Here is a 17,444-nt window from a genome sequence, read left to right on the forward strand (position 1 = left end):
CGATCTGCATTGATCTGCATCGATCTGGACCAACCCGAAACGGATACGGAGTCAAACGAAAAGGGGTCCGTGCGGACGCGTCCGCACGGACCCCTCAACGGGACGTTAGAGCAGGCCGATCAACCGACCGCCTCGACGCTCTCACCGGGCGGGCGTCCGCTCACCCGTTCGGACTCAAGGGCGGTCTGCAGGATCACCACCGCGGCGGCCTGGTCGACCACCGAGCGGCCCTTCTTCGCCTTGACCCCCGAGGCACGCAGCCCGTGGGTCGCGGTGACGGTCGACATCCGCTCGTCCACCAGCCGTACCGGCACCGGGTAGAGCCGGTTGGCCAGCCGGGCGGCGTACGCGCGGACCTTCTCCGCCGCCGGGCCCTCCTTGCCGCTGAGCGAGCGCGGCAGCCCGACGACCACCTCGATCGCGTCGTACTCCTCGACGATCGCGGCGATCCGGGCCTGCGACTTCACCCCGGCCGGGACGGTCTCCACGGGCGTGGCGAGCACCCCGTCGGGGTCGCAGGACGCGACCCCGATCCGGGCGTCGCCGACGTCGACGGCGATCCGCCGCCCACGCCGGAAGGGCCTCGGCTCCTGCTCGGTCATCAGGAGGCGCGCTCCGCGACCAGGCCGCGCACCGCGGCGATGGCCTCGCCGACCGCGGCCGGGTTGGAGCCGCCGCCCTGGGCGACGTCGTCCTTGCCGCCACCGCCGCCGCCGAGGGTCTTGGCGGCGGTCCGGACCAGCTCGCCGGCCTTGATGCCGCGGCCGCGGGCGTCCTCGTTGGTGGCGATCACGGTCAGCGGGCGGTCGTTCGCCACGGTGAACGCGGCGACCACGGCCGGGCGCGAGCCCAGCCGGCCGCGCACGTCCAGGACCAGCTTGCGCAGCTCGTCCGCACCGACGCCGTCGGCGACCTGGGCGGCGACCACGGCGATGCCGTGCACGTCCTCGGCCGAGTCGACCAGGCCGGCCGCGGCGGCCAGCACCTTCTCGGCGCGGAAGCGCTCGATCTCCTTCTCGGCGTCCTTGAGCTTGGCGAGCATGCCCGAGATCTTCTCCGGCAGCTCCTCCGGGCGGCCCTTGACCAGCTCGGTGAGCTGGGAGACCACGGTGTGCTCACGGGCCAGGAACCTGTACGCGTCGACGCCGACCAGCGCCTCCACGCGGCGCACGCCGGAGCCGATCGAGGACTCGCCGAGCAGCTTCACCAGGCCCAGCTGGGCGGTGTTGCCGACGTGCGTGCCACCGCACAGCTCCTTGGAGAAGTCGCCGATCGTGACGACCCGGACCTCGTCGCCGTACTTCTCGCCGAACATCGCGATGGCGCCGGCCTTGCGGGCCTGGTCCATCGTCATGACCTCGGCGGTGACGTCGAGCTCACGGCCCAGCACGTCGTTGATCTTCTGCTCGACGTCCACCAGCACGCTGCCCGGAACGGCGGCGGGCGAGCCGAAGTCGAACCGGAAGCGGCCCGGGGCGTTCTCGGAGCCGGCCTGGGCGGCCGTCGGGCCGAGCGCGTCGCGCAGCGCCTGGTGGGTCAGGTGGGTGGCCGAGTGGGCGCGGGCGATCGCCCGGCGGCGCTCGGTGTCGATGGTGGCGTACGCCGAGGCGCCGAGGACGACCTCGCCGAACAGCACGCCGCCCGAGTGCACGACGACGCCCGGGACGGGCTGCTGCACGTCGCGGATCTCCACCACCGCGCCGGACTCCAGCCGGATCCGGCCGTGGTCGGCGAGCTGGCCGCCGCCCTCGGCGTAGAAGGGGGTGCGGTCGAGGATGATCTCGACCTCGTCGCCCTCGGAGGCGGCCGGCGAGGGAACGCCGTCGACCAGCAGGCCGACCACGGCGGCCTCGCCCTCGGTCAGGGTGTAGCCGGTGAAGACGCTGGCGCCGGACTTGTCGGCGACGTCGCGGTACGCGGCGACGTCGGCGTGGCCCATCTTCTTGGCCTTGGCGTCGGCCTTGGCGCGGTCCCGCTGCTCCTGCATCAGGCGGCGGAAGCCGGCCTCGTCCACCTGGAGGCCCTGCTCCTCGGCCATCTCCAGGGTGAGGTCGATCGGGAAGCCGTAGGTGTCGTGCAGCTTGAACGCCTGCTCGCCGGAGAGCACCACGCCGCCGGACTGCTTGGTCTCGGTGACCGCGACGTCCAGCAGGTTGGTGCCCGCCTTCAGGGTCTGCAGGAAGGCCGACTCCTCGCCGATGACGACCGTCTCGATGCGCTTGCGGTCGGTCTCCAGCTCGGGGTACTGCGGGGCCATCGCCTTGATCGCGACGTCGATGAGCTCCTTGGCCACCGGCTCGGTGGCGCCCAGCAGGCGCATGTTGCGGATGGCGCGGCGCAGGATGCGGCGCAGCACGTAGCCGCGGCCCTCGTTGCCGGGGGTGACGCCGTCGCCGACCAGCATCAGCGCGGTGCGGATGTGGTCGGTGACCACGCGCAGCGACACGTCCGACTTGTGGTCGGCGCCGTAGGTGTGGCCGGTCAGCTCGGCGGCGCGGTCGAGGATCATCCGGCTGGTGTCGATCTCGAAGAGGTTGTCGACGCCCTGCAGGATGGCGGCGAGGCGCTCCAGGCCGAGACCGGTGTCGATGTTCTTGCTCGGCAGGTCGCCGAGGATCTCGAACCCGTCCTTGCCGTCGCCGTGGCCGCGCTCGTACTGCATGAAGACCAGGTTCCAGATCTCCAGGTAGCGCTCGCCGTTGACGGCCGGGCCGCCCTCCTCGCCGTACGCGGGGCCGCGGTCGTAGTTGATCTCCGAGCACGGGCCGCACGGGCCGGGGACGCCCATCGACCAGAAGTTGTCCTTCATGCCGAGGCGCTGGATCCGCTCGGAGGGCACGCCGATGACGTCACGCCAGATCTGCTCGGCCTCGTCGTCGTCCTTGTAGACGGTGATCCAGAGCTTCTCCTTCTCCAGGCCGTAGCCGCCGTCCGCGACGGGAGTGGTGAGCAGCTCCCACGCGAACTTGATGGCCCCTTCCTTGAAGTAGTCGCCGAAGGAGAAGTTGCCGCACATCTGGAAGAAGGAGCCGTGCCGGGTGGTCTTCCCGACCTCCTCGATGTCCAGGGTGCGCACGCACTTCTGGACGCTGGTGGCGCGCGAGAACTGCGGCTTGACCTCGCCCAGGAAGTAGGGCTTGAACGGCACCATGCCGGCGTTGACCAGCAGCAGGGTGGGGTCGTCGGCGACCAGGGACGCCGACGGAACGACGGTGTGGCCGCGCTCCTCGAAGAAGCGCAGCCAGCGGCGGCGGATCTCAGCCGACTCCATTAGTGGTCCTTCCGGTTCGTTCCGCCCCGCGGCAGGGCTCGGCGGGGCGTCTCTTCAATGGTCTGTGGGGTGGTGCGGCCCCTACCGTCGGGCAGGGTGCGAGCGGGTGGCAGGGCGGCGGCCGGGCGACCGGGCGCCGCCGAGATAGCTCGGTACTGCGGCTCACCGCGCAGCACCCGGCGGGTGCTGCGGGGCTCGACGACGGCAGTGCCGCGCAGTCCGAGGTCGTCCTTCAGCTGCTCCTCGCGCTCGGCCATGCCGGCCCGCACGTCCTGGGCGAACTGCTTGGCGAGATCGCCCAGGTGCAGCGCACCGCGCGCGGCGGTGCCGGAGAGGCTGTCGGGGGTGAGCCGGTGAACGGCCGCGTTGGCCTTCTTCATGGCCCAGACGGTGGCGCCGGCGCCGACCGCCATCCAGAAGATGCGTGCCATGTCGTCAGCCCCTCACCACGCGCCGGACCCTGGAGAGCAGGCCGTTCCTGGGCGCGGTCGCGGCGCGCACCTCGGCCCTGATCAGCCGGGCGAGTTCCTCGCGGTCACCGGCCTGGGGCGGCACGGTCGACAGACCGCCCTGCTGCTTGGCGACGGCCTTGCGGACGCCGTAGCTGAAGGCCGCGACCTTCACCAGCGGTCCACCCAGCGTGGCGGCGACGGTGGAGGACAGCGCGTTGGCGTTGGCGGCGGCGTCCTGCACGTTGGCGGTGATCTCGTCCACCCGCTCCAGCTGCTCGTTGGCGCTGCGCACCGCGGCGCCCGCCTCGGTCAGCAGCGGCACGGCCTGTTCGGTGACGGCGGAGACCAGGACAGTGGCCTCCTTCAGCACCCGCGAGAGACGGACCAGCACCACGGCGAGCAGGGTGACCAGGACCGCCCAGAACACGGCGACGAGCAATCCGGCCAGCTCTCCCACGGACACTTCTGCGCGCTCCCTCGCCTTGCTGTTCTCCAAGCCAAACCCTATCGCGCCCACACCCGGTTTCCGGACCGGGCCGTCGACGGCGGCCTCGCCCGGGTGTGCGAACCGCGCGCGTAACCTACCGGCCGGTCACCTCGTTCTGCCAGGCGGGCCGTCGCCCGTACGGCCCGACGCACGTCCGGACCTCGACGGTCCGGGCCCGGAACAACGGGGAGCAGCGCTTGGCCGGCGACTGGAGAGCACAGCCCGCAGCGTGGCCGCGCGAGCCGGAGCCCGGCCGACTGCCGGCCGAGGTGACCGGCTTCGTCGGGCGGCAGCGGGAACTGGTCGCGCTGGCGGGCCTGCTCGCCGGCGCCCGACTGGTGACCGTGACCGGGCCCGGCGGGGTGGGCAAGAGCCGGCTCGCGCTGCGCGCCGCGGCCCGGGCGGCCGGCGCCTTCCCGGACGGCACCTGGCTGGTGGACGTGGCCCCGGTGCAGGACCCGCTGCTGCTCGGCCACGCCGTGCTGGAGGCGCTGCGACTGACCGACGGCACCGCCCGCCCGCCGCTGGACGTGCTGGGCGAGCGGCTGGCCGGGCGCCGCCTGCTGCTGGTGCTGGACGGCTGCGAACACCTGGTGGAGGCCTGCGCCGAGCTGGCCGACGCGCTGCTGCGCGCGCTGCCCGGGCTGCGGGTGCTGGCCACCAGCCGCTCCGCCCTGCGGGCCCCGGGCGAGCACGTACTGACCCTGGCCCCGCTTCCGGTCGACCCGCTGCCGGACAGACCGACGGGCACGCTGCCGGACGCGGTGCGGCTGTTCGCCGACCGGGCCCGGGCGGTGCTGCCCTCCTTCGAGGTGACCGCGGCCAACGCGGAGGCGGTCGGCCTGCTCTGCCGCCGACTGGACGGCATCCCGCTGGCCGTGGAGCTGGCGGCCGGGCGGCTGCGGGCGCTGTCGGTGGAGCAGATCACCGCCCGGTTGAACGACCGGTTCCGGCTGCTCACCGGGGGCAGCCGAACGGCGCTGCCCAGACACCAGACCATGCGCACCACGATCGGCTGGAGCCACGAGCTCTGCACAGCGCAGGAACGTTTACTCTGGGCCCGCCTGTCGATCTTCGCCGGCAGCTTCGACCTGGAGGCCGCCGAGTACGTCTGCGCCGGCGACGGCATCGAGCCCGAGGACGTGCTCGACCTGCTCGACGAACTCATCGCCAAGTCCGTCGTCCTGCGCGAGGACAGCACCTTCGGCGTCCGCTTCCGCCTGCTGGACACCCTGCGCGAGTACGGCGGCCACTGGCTGCGCGCCGCCGGCGAGGAGCCGCGGCTGCTGCGCCGCCACCGGGACTGGTACCTGGGCGTCGCCACCTGGGGCGAGGTCGAGTGGTTCGGCCCCCGGCAGGTCGAGACCGCCGGACGCACCGGGCTCGCCCACACCAACCTGCGGGCCGCGCTGGAGTTCTGCCTCGCCGAGCCCGGTGAGGAGCAGATCGCCCTGCTGCTGGCCGGCACCCTGTGGTTCTACTGGGTCGGCTGCGGCCACCTCGGCGAGGGCCGGCACTGGCTGGACCGGGCGCTCACCCTGGACCGCGAACCCACCGAGGCCCGCGCCAAGGCCCTCTGGGTGACCGGTTACATGGCCACCCTGCAGGGCGACCTCGGCGCCGCCCGTCCGGCTCTGGAGGAGTGCCGCCGCCAGGCTCTGGACACCGGCGACGACCGGGCCCTCGCCTACGCCGTCCACCGTCAGGGCTGCGCCGCCCTGATCGGAGACGACCCGGAGCGCGCCGCCGAGCTGTTCGAGGAGGCGCTCTGGCACTACCGGACCATCGGCGAGCTCAACAGCAACGTCGTGATGGGCATGATCGAGCTGGGCCTCGCCTACCTGTTCCAGGGCGACCAGGACAGCGGCGAGCTCTGGTTCGGCCAGGCCCGCGAGGTGTGCGAGGAGCACGGCGAGCAGTGGGCGTACGCCTACGTGCTGTACGCGTCGGCGTACTCGCACTACCTGGACGGCGAGGTCCAGCAGGCCCGCGCCCTGGCCCGGGAGTGCGTGCGGCTGAACCACCTCTTCCACGACCTGCTCGGCATCGTGCTGGGGATCGACCTGCTGGCGCTGCTGGAGACCGAGCCGGCCGGCCCGGGCGAGCCCGCCCACCTGTGCGAGGCCCGGGTGCTGCAGGGCGCCGCGCACCGGATCTGGCGGACGGTCGGCAACCCCTTCCTGGGCTCGTGCTCCTTCTTCGGCACCCACCAGGAGTGCGCCGACCGGGCCCGGGCCGGGCTGACCGAGCAGCAGTACGAGGAGTACTACCAGGCCGGCGCCCGGCTGGACCTGGACGCCGCCGTCTCCCGGGCGCTCGGCGGCGGGGGCTCGGCGGACGGCCCTGAGCCGGGCCCCCGCCCCTGCTCGGCGCCGCCCGCGCCGGCGCCCTCGCCGGTGCGGAATAGCTGAAACTTGCCGATTGCTTGAGGAGGCAAGGAACCACCCGGAAGGAGCACCATGGCCGTCCACGACGAGTACCGCCTCGCGAACTTCTACTTCGAGTCCAAGGCGTACGCCGATGCCGCCCGCATGCTCGAAGGCGTGCTGACCGAGGAGCCGGCCAACCTCTCCGTCCGGCTGCTGCTGGCCCGCAGCTACTACCACTCCGCCCAGCTCGGCCGCGCCGAGGCCGAACTGCGCCGGATCCTCGACCTCGACCCGGCCGAGGACTACGCCCGGCTGATGCTCGGCCGCACCCTGGAGCGCCAGGGCCGCGCCGAGGAGGCCCGCCCGCACCTGCGGCTGGCCATCGCGATGACCGGCGAGAGCATCTGACCGCACCGAGCAGCGAGCCCCCGCCGCCTCGAAAGGCAACGGGGGCTCGCTGTGGTTTCGCGAACTGCGGAACCGAGCGCGGGTCAGCGCGAGTAGTACTCGACGACCAGCTGCTCGTCACAGATCACCGGGACCTCCTTGCGCTGCGGCGCACGGTCCAGGCGGAAGGCCAGGGCCTTCAGGTTGACCTCGAGGTACTTCGGGGTCTGGCCCTCACCCGCGTAGCCACCCTCACGGGCGACCTGGAAGGGGACCTTCTCCTTGCTGCGCTCGCGGACGGTGACCACGAAGCCCGGCTTCATCTGGAACGACGGCTTGTTGACCTTGCCACCGTTGACCTCGATGTGGCCGTGGACGACCATCTGGCGGGCCTGGTAGATGGTGCGGGCGATGCCCGAACGCAGCACCAGCGAGTCCAGACGGGTCTCCAGCTCGGCGACGAGCGCCTCACCGGTCTTGCCCTCGGCCTTCTTGGCGCGGTCGAACGCGCGCGACAGCTGCTTCTCGCTCAGGTCGTACTGGGCGCGAAGACGCTGCTTCTCGAGCAGACGGACCTTGTAGTCCGAGTTCTGCTTGCGGCCACGGCCGTGCTGGCCGGGCGGGTACGGGCGGGCCTCGAAGTACTTGACGGACTTCGGGGTCAGCGGCACGCCGAGCGCACGCGCGATCTTGACCTTGGGACGCTTCTGGTTCGCCATGAACCAAACCTTCCTTGCTTACGAATACGGCTTTCACCAGGTGTTGACGGAGGTCGCATGTCGCGACCCGGAGAAAACCCCGACGCATGCGCGAAGGGATCAGCCGCTCTCCGGAGCCGGGCACGAAAGTGCTGGTCACACGAAGGGCCCGGAAGCCGGGCCGTCCGCGACACCGAAAACGGTGCGCGACGCTCCTGGTGCGGGCCTCCTGACGGAGGCCTACGGCCAGTGCCCCGCTGGTGCGGCCGGTCGGTGGGGTCTCCCCCGCCGCCGTCCCGGGACATGGCACTCCGACGAAGTATACCGCCGGCTCAGTCGCCCTTTTCCCCGGGCTGCCGATCGGCCTCCTTCTCGGTCCTGTCGGCCGCGTCGGCCTGCTCCACCTTCTCCGCCTTCCGCTCCACCCTGCGCTCCCCCCGCAGCCGCCCGCGCGTCCACTCCACGGTGTCCGCGTACCGGACCTCGCCGCCGCGCCGGTTCGGACGGTAGTACTCCCTGCCGTGCACCGCGTCCGGCGCGTACTGCTGGGCCGCGATGCCCTCCGGCAGGTCGTGCGGGTACTGGTAGCCCTTGCCGTGGCCGAGCTTGCCCGCACCGCCGTAGTGGGCGTCCCGCAGGTGCGGCGGCACCGCGCCCGCCAGGCCCTGCCGGACGTCCGCCAGCGCCGCGTCGATCGCCAGGTAGGCCGAGTTGGACTTCGGCGCCAGCGCCAGCGCGATCGCGGCCTGGGACAGGATGATCCGGGCCTCCGGGAAGCCGATCAGCGCCACCGCCTGGGCCGCCGCCACCGCCGTCTGCAGCGCCGTCGGGTCCGCCAGGCCGACGTCCTCGCTGGCCGAGATCATCAGCCGCCGGGCGATGAACCGCGGGTCCTCCCCCGCCTCGATCATCCGGGCCAGGTAGTGCAGGGTGGCGTCCACGTCGCTGCCGCGGATCGACTTGATCAGCGCGCTGGCCACGTCGTAGTGCTGGTCGCCGTCCTTGTCGTAGCGCACCGCCGCCTGGTTGACGGCGGTCTCGGTGGTGGCCAGCGTGATGCTCGCCTCGCCCTTCTCCAGCGCTGCCCCGGCCGCCGCCTCCAGCGTGGTGAGCGCCCGCCGGGCGTCCCCGCCGGCCAGCCGCACCAGGTGGTCCTCGGCCTCCGCGGTCAGCTCCAGGGCGCCTTCCAGGCCGCGCTCGTCGGCCACCGCGCGGCGCAGCAGCGCCCGGATGTCCTCGTCGGTCAGCGACTCCAGGGTGAGCAGCAGCGAGCGGGACAGCAGCGGGGAGATCACCGAGAAGTACGGGTTCTCGGTGGTCGCCGCGATCAGGGTGACCCAGCGGTTCTCCACGGCCGGCAGCAGCGAGTCCTGCTGGGCCTTGGAGAAGCGGTGGATCTCGTCCAGGAAGAGCACCGTCTCCCGGCCGGACATGCCGACCGCCCGCCGGGCGCCGTCGATCACCGCCCGGACCTCCTTGACCCCGGCGGTGATCGCGGACAGCTCGACGAAGCGGCCCTCCACGGCCTGGCTGATCACATGGGCGAGGGTGGTCTTGCCGGTGCCGGGCGGCCCCCAGAGGATCACCGAGCTGGTGGCCGCCGGCCCGCGCGAGTTCGCGACCAGCCGCCGCAGCGGGGACCCGGGCTTCAGCAGCTGCCGCTGCCCGGCAACCTCGTCCAGGGTGCGCGGGCGCATGCGTACGGCCAGGGGCGCCCGCCCGGGCTCCTTGCTCTGGCGTTCCTCGGCGGCGGCGGTGAAGAGGTCCGGTTCGTCCACACCGGAAGCCTAATTGAGGCGACCGACAGCCCTGTTCCTGCAGGGGTTCGCCGCTCCGGCGGCACGGCCTCGGCCGGAGAAGTCCGAGACCGTGCCGCCGGACCGGCCTCGACAGCAGCGCCCGGCGGGCCCCGTCTACTCCAGTCCGGCAGCGTGATCCGGAACGTACTTCTGCAGATCGCGCGGGGGCCGCTGGTAGCCGCGCGGGGCCGGGCGGGGCGGCAGCTCGATCCTGGGCGGGGCGATCTCGTGGTACGGCACGGTGGAGAGCAGATGGGCGATCATGTTGATCCGGGCCCGGCGCTTGTCGTCGCTCTCCACCACGTGCCAGGGCGAGTCCGGGGTGTCGGTGTGCAGGAACATCTCGTCCTTGGCGCGCGAGTAGTCCTCCCAGTGCTCGATGGACTCGACGTCCATCGGGGAGAGCTTCCAGCGCTTCATCGGGTCCTTCAGTCGGCCCCGGAAGCGCCGTTCCTGCTCGGTGTCGCTCACCGAGAACCAGTACTTGCGCAGCAGGATGCCCGCCTCGATCAGCATCTGCTCGAAGATCGGGCACTGGTGCAGGAACTGCCAGTACTCCTCGTCCGTGCAGAAGCCCATCACCCGCTCGACCCCGGCCCGGTTGTACCAGCTGCGGTCGAAGAGCACGATCTCCCCGGCGGCCGGCAGGGCCTCGACGTACCGCTGGAAGTACCACTGGGTCTGTTCCCGTTCGGTCGGCTTCGGCAGCGCCACGACCCGGGCGATGCGCGGGTTCAGGTACTCGGTCACCCGCTGGATCGCGCCGCCCTTGCCCGCCGCGTCGCGCCCCTCGAAGACCACCACCAGCCGGGCGCCCTCGACCCGCACCCACTCCTGGAGCTTCACCAGCTCCTGCTGGAGCCGCAGCAGCTCCCGGTCGTACAGCTCCCTCGCCAGCTGCCGCTGCTCCTTGGCCACCCCGGGGTCCTCCGTCCGCCTGCCGCTGATGCGCCTTCACGGTAGGCGCTGGACGGCGACCCCGCAGGTCGTGGCCGACCGCGGTGGACGGCGACTAGACCGCCACGAACGGCTCCGGGTAGTGGCACAGCCCGCGCGGCCCGCCGTCGTACGCGGGCAGCGCGAGCGCCTGGAAGTACCCGTCCGGCACCTCGAACGGGCCGGTGACCTCGTGCCGCCCGGCCGGGGTGAAGCCGAACCTGCCGTAGTAGTCCGGATCGCCGAGGACGACCACCAGCTTCTCCCCCGCCTCCTCGGCCGCCGACAACGCGGCCCGGACGACGACTTCGCCGACGCCCTTGCGCTGCCACTCCGGCGCGACCGCGACCGGAGCGAGCGCCAGCGCGTCGCCGCCGCCGTCGCCGACCCGCAGCCGGGTCAGCAGGGCGTGTCCGATCACCAGCCCGCCCTCGTCCACGGCGACCACCGACAGGCCGGGCAGCCAGGCCGGATCGCGGCGCAGCGCGTCCACCAGGTCCGCCTCGTCCGGGCCGGGGAACGCGGCCATGTGGACCCGCCTGGTCGCCGGGGCGTCCTGCGGGCTTTCGATCCTCGTGGTGACCTGAGTGACCTGCATGAGTCAACCCTCCCTGTGTCACACGTCGTTGTGGACCGGCCCCGGACGGTGGGTGGACCGTCCGGGGCCGTTGAAGGTTAGCCGATGACGCCGCGTCAGCCCTTGGGCTGCGCCTCCGACTTGGCGTCCTCGCGGACCTTCGGCTGGGCGTCGACGCCGGCCTCGCGGCGCTGCGCCGGGGTGATCGGGGTCGGGGCGCCGGTCAGCGGGTCACCGCCGGTGGACGTCTTCGGGAAGGCGATGACGTCGCGGATGGTGTCGTACCCGCCCAGCAGGGTGACGATCCGGTCGAGGCCGAAGGCGACACCACCGTGCGGCGGCGGGCCGTAGTTGAAGGCGTCCAGCAGGAAGCCGAACTGCGAGGCCGCCTCCTCCTCGGAGAGGCCGATCGCGTCGAACGCCCGCTTCTGGACCTCGCGCTGGTGGATACGGATCGAACCGCCGCCCAGCTCCGAGCCGTTGAGGACCAGGTCGTAGGCGTTGGACAGGGCCGCGCCCGGGTCGGTGTCGAAGGTGGCCAGCGACTCCGCGGTCGGGGCGGTGAACGGGTGGTGCACCGCGTGCCAGCCCTGGAACGCGCCCTTGTCGTCCTCGATCGGCTCGAACATCGGGAAGTCGACGACCCAGAGGAAGGCCCACTTGGACTCGTCGATCAGCTCGCAGCGGCGGCCGATCTCCAGACGGGCGGCGCCCAGCAGCTCCTGCGAGGCGCGCTCCTTGCCGGCGGCGAAGAAGACCGCGTCGCCGTTCTTGGCGCCGGCCGCGGCGGCGAGGCCGGCCAGGTGCTCCTCGGAGAGGTTCTTGGCGACCGGGCCACGCAGCTCGCCGGTCTCGGCGTCGATCAGCACGTAGGCGAGGCCCTTGGCGCCGCGCGCCTTGGCCCAGTCCTGCCAGGCGTCCAGCTGCTTGCGCGGCTGCGAGGCGCCGCCCGGCATGACCACGGCGCCGACGTACGGGGCCTGGAAGACGCGGAACTCGGTGCCCTTGAAGTACTCGGTGAGGTCGGTGAGTTCCTGGCCGAAGCGGACGTCCGGCTTGTCGGAGCCGTAGCGGCCCATCGCGTCCGCGTAGGTCATCCGCGGCAGCGGGTTGGGGATCTCGTAGCCGTGCACCTCGCGCCAGACGGCGCCGATGATCTTCTCGCCGAGGGCCAGGATGTCCTCCTGGTCGACGAACGAGGCCTCGATGTCCAGCTGGGTGAACTCCGGCTGGCGGTCGGCGCGGAAGTCCTCGTCGCGGAAGCAGCGGGCGATCTGGTAGTAGCGCTCCATGCCGGCCACCATCAGCAGCTGCTTGAACAGCTGGGGCGACTGCGGCAGCGCGTACCAGTGGCCGGGCTGCAGGCGGACCGGGACGAGGAAGTCGCGGGCGCCCTCGGGGGTGGAGCGGGTGAGGTACGGCGTCTCGATGTCGAGGAAGTCGTTCTCCTCCATCACCCGGCGGATGATGTTGTTGACCTTGGAGCGCAGCCGCAGGCCCTTGGCCGGGCCCTCGCGGCGCAGGTCCAGGTAGCGGTAGCGCAGCCGGACCTCCTCGTTGACCGTGCCCGGCTCGTACTCGGCGACCGGGAACGGCAGCGGGGCGGCCTCGGAGAGCACCTCGATCCCGCTGACGACGACCTCGACGGCGCCGGTCGGGATCTCCGGGTTCTCGTTGCCCTCGGGGCGGACCCGGACGTCGCCGACGACCTTGACGCAGTACTCGGCGCGAAGGCCGTGCACCGAGTCCAGGTCACGGACCACGATCTGCACGGTGCCGGAGGCGTCGCGCAGGTCGATGAAGGCCACGCCGCCGTGGTCGCGGCGGCGGGCGACCCAGCCGGCCAGGGTGACGGTGGTGCCTGCGTGCTCCGGGCGGAGCGTGCCCGCGTCGTGCGTGCGGATCACAGCTGCTTCTCCTTCAGGGTGGTGACGAGTGCGTCGAGGGCGACGGGGGTCTGCTCGCCGGTGCTCATGTCCTTGAGCTGGACGACGCCCTCGGCGAGGTCCCGGTCACCGGCGATCAGGGCGAAGCGGGCGCCGGACCGGTCGGCGGACTTCATGGCGTTCTTGATGGTCTTGACGCCGAAGGCGAGGTCGGTGGCGACGCCGGCCCGGCGCAGCTCGACCACCTTGGCGAACAGGACGTTCTTGGCCTCCTCGCCGAGCGCGACGGCGAAGACCGAGGTCGCGGCCGGCAGGTCGAGGACGACGCCCTCGGCCTCCAGCGCCAGGTAGGTGCGGTCCACGCCGAGGGCCCAGCCGACGGACGGCAGCGCCGGGCCGCCGATCATCTCGGACAAGCCGTCGTAGCGGCCGCCGCCGCCGATCGCGGACTGGGCGCCGAGGCCGTTGTGCACGAACTCGAAGGTGGTGCGGGTGTAGTAGTCCAGGCCGCGGACCAGCTTCGGGTCGTCGACGAAGGCCACGCCGTTGGCGGTGAGCAGCTCGCGGACCTTCTCGTCGTACGCCTTGCAGTCCTCGCACAGGAAGTCGCGCAGCATCGGGGCGCCGACCAGCTGCTCCTGCACCGACTCGCGCTTGTCGTCCAGGACGCGCAGAGGGTTGATCTCGGCGCGGCGGCGGGTCTCCTCGTCGAGGTCCAGGCCGGACAGGAACTCGATCAGGGCGGTGCGGTAGACCGGGCGGCACTGCTTGTCGCCGAGGCTGTTGAGCAGCAACGAGTAGTTGCTCAGGCCCAGCGAGCGGAAGGCGTCGTCGGCCAGGATGATCAGCTCGGCGTCCAGCGCCGGGTCCTCGGCGCCGATCGCCTCGGCGCCGACCTGGGAGAACTGGCGGTAGCGGCCGGCCTGCGGGCGCTCGTAGCGGTAGTACGAGCCGGAGTACCAGAGCTTGACCGGCAGGTTGCCCGCCTTGTGCAGGTTGGCCTGGAGCGCGGCGCGCAGCACCGAGGCGGTGCCCTCGGGGCGCAGCGCGAGGTCCTCCTTGCCGCGCTTGGTGAGGGAGAACATCTCCTTGGTGACGATGTCGGTGGACTCGCCGACACCGCGCGAGAACAGCTTCACGTCCTCGAAGACCGGGGTCTCGATGTAGCCGTAACCGGCCCGGCGGGCGGGCGCGGCGATGCGCTCGCGGATCGCCAGGAAGGTCGCGGAGCTGGGGGGCAGCAGGTCGTAGGTGCCCTTGGGGGCGGTGAAGGTGCTCAACTTCTCTTCCGTCACATTCCTCGTCGCGGGAAAGCCGGGGCGCCGGCCGCCCCCGCTGCCTGTCGGAGGTAGGGGTTGGTGGCGCGCTCGCGGCCGATGGTGGTCTGACCGCCGTGGCCGGAGAGGACCACGGTGGAATCGTCGAGGGGCAGGCACACCCGGGCCAGCGAGCTCATGATCGCCTCGCTGTCCCCGCCCGGGAGGTCGGTACGCCCGATGGAGCCGGCGAACAGCAGGTCGCCCGAGAACAGCACCGGGGGGAGATCCTCGGCACCGGGCGTCCGGAAGGTCACCGACCCCCCGGTATGGCCCGGGGCGTGGTCCACGGTCAGCTTCAGGCCGGCCAGCTCCAGCACGCTGCCGTCGGTGAGCTCGCGCACGTCGTCGGGCTCGCCGACGGTGAGCTCGCCCATCAGCTGGGTGCCCAGGGAGCGGCCGAGCGCCTTCTCCGGGTCGGCCATCATGTACCGGTCCTCGGGGTGGATCCAGGCCGGGACGCCGCGGGCGCCGCAGACCGGGACCACCGAGGCCACGTGGTCGATGTGGCCGTGGGTGAGCAGCACGGCGACGGGCTTCAGCCGGTGCTCGCGGACGAGTTCCTCGACGCCGCGGGCGGCCTGGTGGCCGGGGTCGACGATGACGCACTCCTCGCCCGCCGCCGGCGCGACCAGGTAGCAGTTGGTGCCCCAGGCTCCAGCGGGGAATCCGGCGATGAACACGCGCGTCCTTCGGGTGTGCGGCGACAGGCTGCGATGGCTACCAGTAGTGATGTGTAAGGGCAGCCTACCGGCGGGCCGGGTCCGGTTGCGAACCAGATGACGGTGGCGGGCCGGGCCGTCGGGGCGGTTCACCGTGTTCTTACGGGCCCGGTCCCTACACTTGGCCGCCGATGGATGCGATGATCCGCTTCGGAATCCATCCACTCTTTCCGCACATCCTCAGGAGACACGGCCGGTGGTCAGCAGCGAACAGCGGCGGCGGCAGCTCGCCCGCGAGAAATTCGAGCGCCAGGAGAAGCGCCGCGCCGAGGCGGCGGCCGCCCGCAAGCGCCGCAACACGATCATGGGCACCTCGCTCGCCGTCGTGGTGCTGGCCGGCGGCGGCACGCTGTTCGCCACCGGCGCGTTCGACTCGGGCAAGGCGACTTCGGCCGCCTCCTCCCCCCAGGCCGCGCCGACCCAGGCCGCCCCCACCCAGCCGGCCGCCCCGACCCGCAAGCCGGTCGACGGCTGCTCCGCCCCGGCGCCGGGCGCGCCCAACGGCAAGCAGTTCAAGACCGAGCCGGCCATGACGATCGACCCGAGCGGCTCGTACACCATGGCGCTGGACACCAACTGCGGCAAGGTGACGGTCGCGCTGGACGCGGCCAAGGCCCCGCACACCGTGAACTCCTTCGCCTTCCTGGCCGGTGAGCAGTTCTTCGACCACACCAAGTGCCACCGCCTCACCACCGACGGCATCTTCGTGCTCCAGTGCGGGGACCCGACCGCCAGCGCGACCGTTCCGGGCGGCATGGGCGGCCCCGGCTACAAGTTCAAGGACGAGAACCTGACCGGCGCCGCCTACCCGGCGGGCACCGTGGCGATGGCCAACTCCGGCCCGGACACCAACGGCAGCCAGTTCTTCCTGGTCTACAAGGACACCCAGCTACCCCCGAACTACATCCCCTTCGGCAAGATCACCGGCGGCCTGGACGTGGTCCAGAAGATCGCCGCCGCGGGCACCCTGGAGGGTTCTTCGGACGGCCACCCGATGGCCGACGTCACCTTCAACTCGGTTACCGTGTCGAAGGGTTGACAGACCCCGAGGTCTTCGGCGGCGGGCGCCCGGGGGCGCCCCCGCCGGGCCCCGGAACGAACTCGCCCGGCCCGGATGCGGACAGCACCGGGCCTGGTCGCCTATGTTGGCGTTGTATAGGGTGCCCGGACCCGCCTAGCCGTCACCCGCGGCAGCAAGGCACGGCGGACGGGGACGGCGGACTCATCGGTCCGCCGCACATCAACTGTGGACGACGGACGCGCGCCGCCCCGGCGCGGGCGCGACGTCATGTGGAGGACGCGCTATGAGCAGCGACCCGTGGGGCCGTGTGGACGAGCAGGGCACGGTGTACGTCAGGACGGCCGACGGCGAACGCGTCGTGGGTTCCTGGCAGGCCGGCTCGCCCGAGGAGGCCCTCGCCTACTTCGAGCGCAAGTACCAGGGCATCGAGGTGGAGATCGGCCTGCTGGAGAAGCGGGTGCGCACCACCGACCTGGCCGCCAAGGACGCCCAGACCGCGTTGGAGCACCTCCGCGCGCAGGTGACCGAGGGGCACGCGGTGGGTGACCTGGACGCGCTGGCCAAGCGGCTGGACACGCTCGCCGGTGAGATCGAGAGCCGGCGGGAGGAGCGCAAGGCCGCCCGCGCCAAGGCCCAGGACGAGACCCGCTCCGCCAAGGAGGCCCTGGTCGCCGAGGCCGAGCAGCTCGCCGAGTCCACCCAGTGGCGGGAGGCCGGGGACCGGCTGCGCGCCCTGGTGGAGACCTGGAAGGGCCTGCCGCGGCTGGACCGCAAGAGCGACGACGAGCTGTGGCACCGCTTCTCGCACGCCCGCTCGGTCTTCTCCAAGCACCGCAAGGCGCACTTCGCCACCCTGGACGCCGAGCGTGACCACGCCCGGCAGACCAAGGAGGCGCTGGTCACCGAGGCCGAGGCGCTGTCCTCGTCCACCGACTGGGGCAGCACCGCGGCCGCCTACCGCGACCTGATGGCGCGCTGGAAGGCCGCCGGCCGGGCGCAGCGGGACGTCGAGGACGAGCTGTGGGCGCGGTTCCGCGGCGCGCAGGACGTCTTCTTCCAGGCCCGTTCCGCGGTGTTCAGCGAGCGGGACGCCGAGCAGGTGGGCAACCAGAAGCTCAAGGAGGCGCTGGCCGCCGAGGCCGAGGCGATCCTGCCGATCACCGACCTGAAGGCCGCCAAGGCCGCGCTGCGCGACGTCAACGAGCGCTGGGAGGCGATCGGGCACGTGCCGCGCGACGTCCGTCCGAAGCTGGACGGCCGGCTGAACGCGGTCGAGCGGGCGATCCGCGAGGCCGAGGACGCCGAGTGGAAGCGCTCCAACCCGGAGGCCAAGGCCCGCGCGGCCGGCATGGTGGGCCTGTTCCAGGCGAAGGCCGACAAGCTGCAGGCCGACCTGGACAAGGCCCGCGCGGCCGGCAACGCCTCCAAGGCCGCCAAGCTGGAGTCCGAGCTGGCGGGCGTGCAGACCCTGCTGGAGCAGGCGCACAAGAGCCAGGACGAGTTCAGCGGCTGAATCCCAGCCG

General features: G+C 72.1%; 15 protein-coding genes. 4 read left to right on the forward strand and 11 right to left on the reverse strand.

Going from position 1 to position 17,444, the window contains the following annotated elements; genetic code table 11:
- Window positions 1-119: 119 nt before the first annotated feature.
- Genes ruvX through ACIRYZ_RS19730 form a run of 4 tightly spaced genes read right to left on the reverse strand, consistent with a single transcriptional unit; the run spans window position 120 to window position 4,186 of the window.
- Window positions 120-602, reverse strand: coding sequence for a Holliday junction resolvase RuvX (ruvX, locus tag ACIRYZ_RS19715; protein WP_380614083.1), 483 nt, complete (start codon window positions 600-602; stop codon window positions 120-122).
- Window positions 602-3,271 carry an alanine--tRNA ligase gene (gene alaS, locus ACIRYZ_RS19720; protein ID WP_402945830.1) on the reverse strand — a complete coding sequence of 890 codons (2,670 nt, stop codon included), beginning with the start codon at window positions 3,269-3,271 and terminating at the stop codon, window positions 602-604. The genes ruvX and alaS overlap by 1 nt, the downstream gene beginning before the upstream one ends.
- Entirely contained in the window at window positions 3,271-3,702 is a 432-nt protein-coding gene (locus ACIRYZ_RS19725; RefSeq protein ID WP_393031438.1) for a DUF6167 family protein, read from the reverse strand. The genes alaS and ACIRYZ_RS19725 overlap by 1 nt, the downstream gene beginning before the upstream one ends.
- Before the next feature lie 4 nt (window positions 3,703-3,706).
- Window positions 3,707-4,186, reverse strand: a complete 480-nt coding sequence (locus tag ACIRYZ_RS19730; RefSeq protein WP_402945832.1) for a DUF948 domain-containing protein — start codon at window positions 4,184-4,186, stop codon at window positions 3,707-3,709.
- A 221-nt stretch (window positions 4,187-4,407) separates the two neighbouring features.
- Between ACIRYZ_RS19730 and ACIRYZ_RS19735 the strand changes: the two genes are divergently transcribed.
- Both ACIRYZ_RS19735 and ACIRYZ_RS19740 read left to right on the forward strand, forming a co-directional pair.
- A complete protein-coding gene (locus tag ACIRYZ_RS19735; RefSeq protein WP_402945834.1) occupies window positions 4,408-6,621 on the forward strand; it encodes an ATP-binding protein in 2,214 nt (737 codons plus the stop codon).
- A 48-nt stretch (window positions 6,622-6,669) separates the two neighbouring features.
- Entirely contained in the window at window positions 6,670-6,987 is a 318-nt protein-coding gene (locus tag ACIRYZ_RS19740) for a tetratricopeptide repeat protein (protein WP_402945836.1), read from the forward strand.
- An 83-nt stretch (window positions 6,988-7,070) separates the two neighbouring features.
- On the opposite strand, the gene rpsD is transcribed toward ACIRYZ_RS19740, so the two are convergent.
- From rpsD to ACIRYZ_RS19775, 7 genes are all read right to left on the reverse strand, one after another.
- Entirely contained in the window at window positions 7,071-7,685 is a 615-nt protein-coding gene (rpsD, locus tag ACIRYZ_RS19745) for a 30S ribosomal protein S4 (RefSeq protein ID WP_196952100.1), read from the reverse strand.
- Between the two features lie 311 nt (window positions 7,686-7,996).
- Window positions 7,997-9,442 carry a replication-associated recombination protein A gene (locus ACIRYZ_RS19750; RefSeq protein ID WP_402945838.1) on the reverse strand — a complete coding sequence of 482 codons (1,446 nt, stop codon included), beginning with the start codon at window positions 9,440-9,442 and terminating at the stop codon, window positions 7,997-7,999.
- 135 nt (window positions 9,443-9,577) lie between these two features.
- Window positions 9,578-10,381, reverse strand: a complete 804-nt coding sequence (ppk2, locus tag ACIRYZ_RS19755) for a polyphosphate kinase 2 (protein WP_402945839.1) — start codon at window positions 10,379-10,381, stop codon at window positions 9,578-9,580.
- A 94-nt stretch (window positions 10,382-10,475) separates the two neighbouring features.
- Window positions 10,476-10,997, reverse strand: a complete 522-nt coding sequence (locus ACIRYZ_RS19760) for a GNAT family N-acetyltransferase (protein ID WP_402945841.1) — start codon at window positions 10,995-10,997, stop codon at window positions 10,476-10,478.
- A 95-nt stretch (window positions 10,998-11,092) separates the two neighbouring features.
- Window positions 11,093-12,883 carry an aspartate--tRNA ligase gene (gene aspS, locus ACIRYZ_RS19765; RefSeq protein WP_393031460.1) on the reverse strand — a complete coding sequence of 597 codons (1,791 nt, stop codon included), beginning with the start codon at window positions 12,881-12,883 and terminating at the stop codon, window positions 11,093-11,095.
- Window positions 12,880-14,142, reverse strand: a complete 1,263-nt coding sequence (hisS, locus tag ACIRYZ_RS19770) for a histidine--tRNA ligase (protein ID WP_402945843.1) — start codon at window positions 14,140-14,142, stop codon at window positions 12,880-12,882. Before hisS ends, aspS begins: the two co-directional genes overlap by 4 nt.
- 11 nt (window positions 14,143-14,153) lie before the next feature.
- Window positions 14,154-14,861, reverse strand: coding sequence for an MBL fold metallo-hydrolase (locus ACIRYZ_RS19775; RefSeq protein WP_387624969.1), 708 nt, complete (start codon window positions 14,859-14,861; stop codon window positions 14,154-14,156).
- 235 nt (window positions 14,862-15,096) lie between these two features.
- Here ACIRYZ_RS19775 and ACIRYZ_RS19780 point away from each other — a divergent pair, with 235 nt between their 5' ends.
- On the forward strand, window positions 15,097-15,939 hold the full coding sequence (locus tag ACIRYZ_RS19780) for a peptidylprolyl isomerase (protein WP_402945845.1): 843 nt from the start codon (window positions 15,097-15,099) through the stop codon (window positions 15,937-15,939).
- A 265-nt stretch (window positions 15,940-16,204) separates the two neighbouring features.
- Window positions 16,205-17,434, forward strand: coding sequence for a DUF349 domain-containing protein (locus tag ACIRYZ_RS19785; protein WP_402945847.1), 1,230 nt, complete (start codon window positions 16,205-16,207; stop codon window positions 17,432-17,434).
- The last annotated feature ends 10 nt before the right edge of the window (window positions 17,435-17,444 follow it).

It is taken from the genome of Kitasatospora sp. NPDC101155 (genome assembly GCF_044768305.1).
Taxonomy (GTDB): Bacteria; Actinomycetota; Actinomycetes; order Streptomycetales; family Streptomycetaceae; genus Kitasatospora.

Excerpts from the sequence above, each read along its gene's own strand:
- ruvX (WP_380614083.1), bottom strand. The coding sequence starts at position 602 with ATGACCGAGCAGGAGCCGAGGCCCTTCCGGCGTGGGCGGCGGATCGCC.
- alaS (WP_402945830.1), bottom strand. The coding sequence starts at position 3,271 with ATGGAGTCGGCTGAGATCCGCCGCCGCTGGCTGCGCTTCTTCGAGGAG.
- ACIRYZ_RS19725 (WP_393031438.1), bottom strand. The coding sequence starts at position 3,702 with ATGGCACGCATCTTCTGGATGGCGGTCGGCGCCGGCGCCACCGTCTGG.
- ACIRYZ_RS19740 (WP_402945836.1), top strand. The coding sequence starts at position 6,670 with ATGGCCGTCCACGACGAGTACCGCCTCGCGAACTTCTACTTCGAGTCC.
- rpsD (WP_196952100.1), bottom strand. The coding sequence starts at position 7,685 with ATGGCGAACCAGAAGCGTCCCAAGGTCAAGATCGCGCGTGCGCTCGGC.
- ACIRYZ_RS19760 (WP_402945841.1), bottom strand. The coding sequence starts at position 10,997 with ATGCAGGTCACTCAGGTCACCACGAGGATCGAAAGCCCGCAGGACGCC.
- ACIRYZ_RS19785 (WP_402945847.1), top strand. The coding sequence starts at position 16,205 with ATGAGCAGCGACCCGTGGGGCCGTGTGGACGAGCAGGGCACGGTGTAC.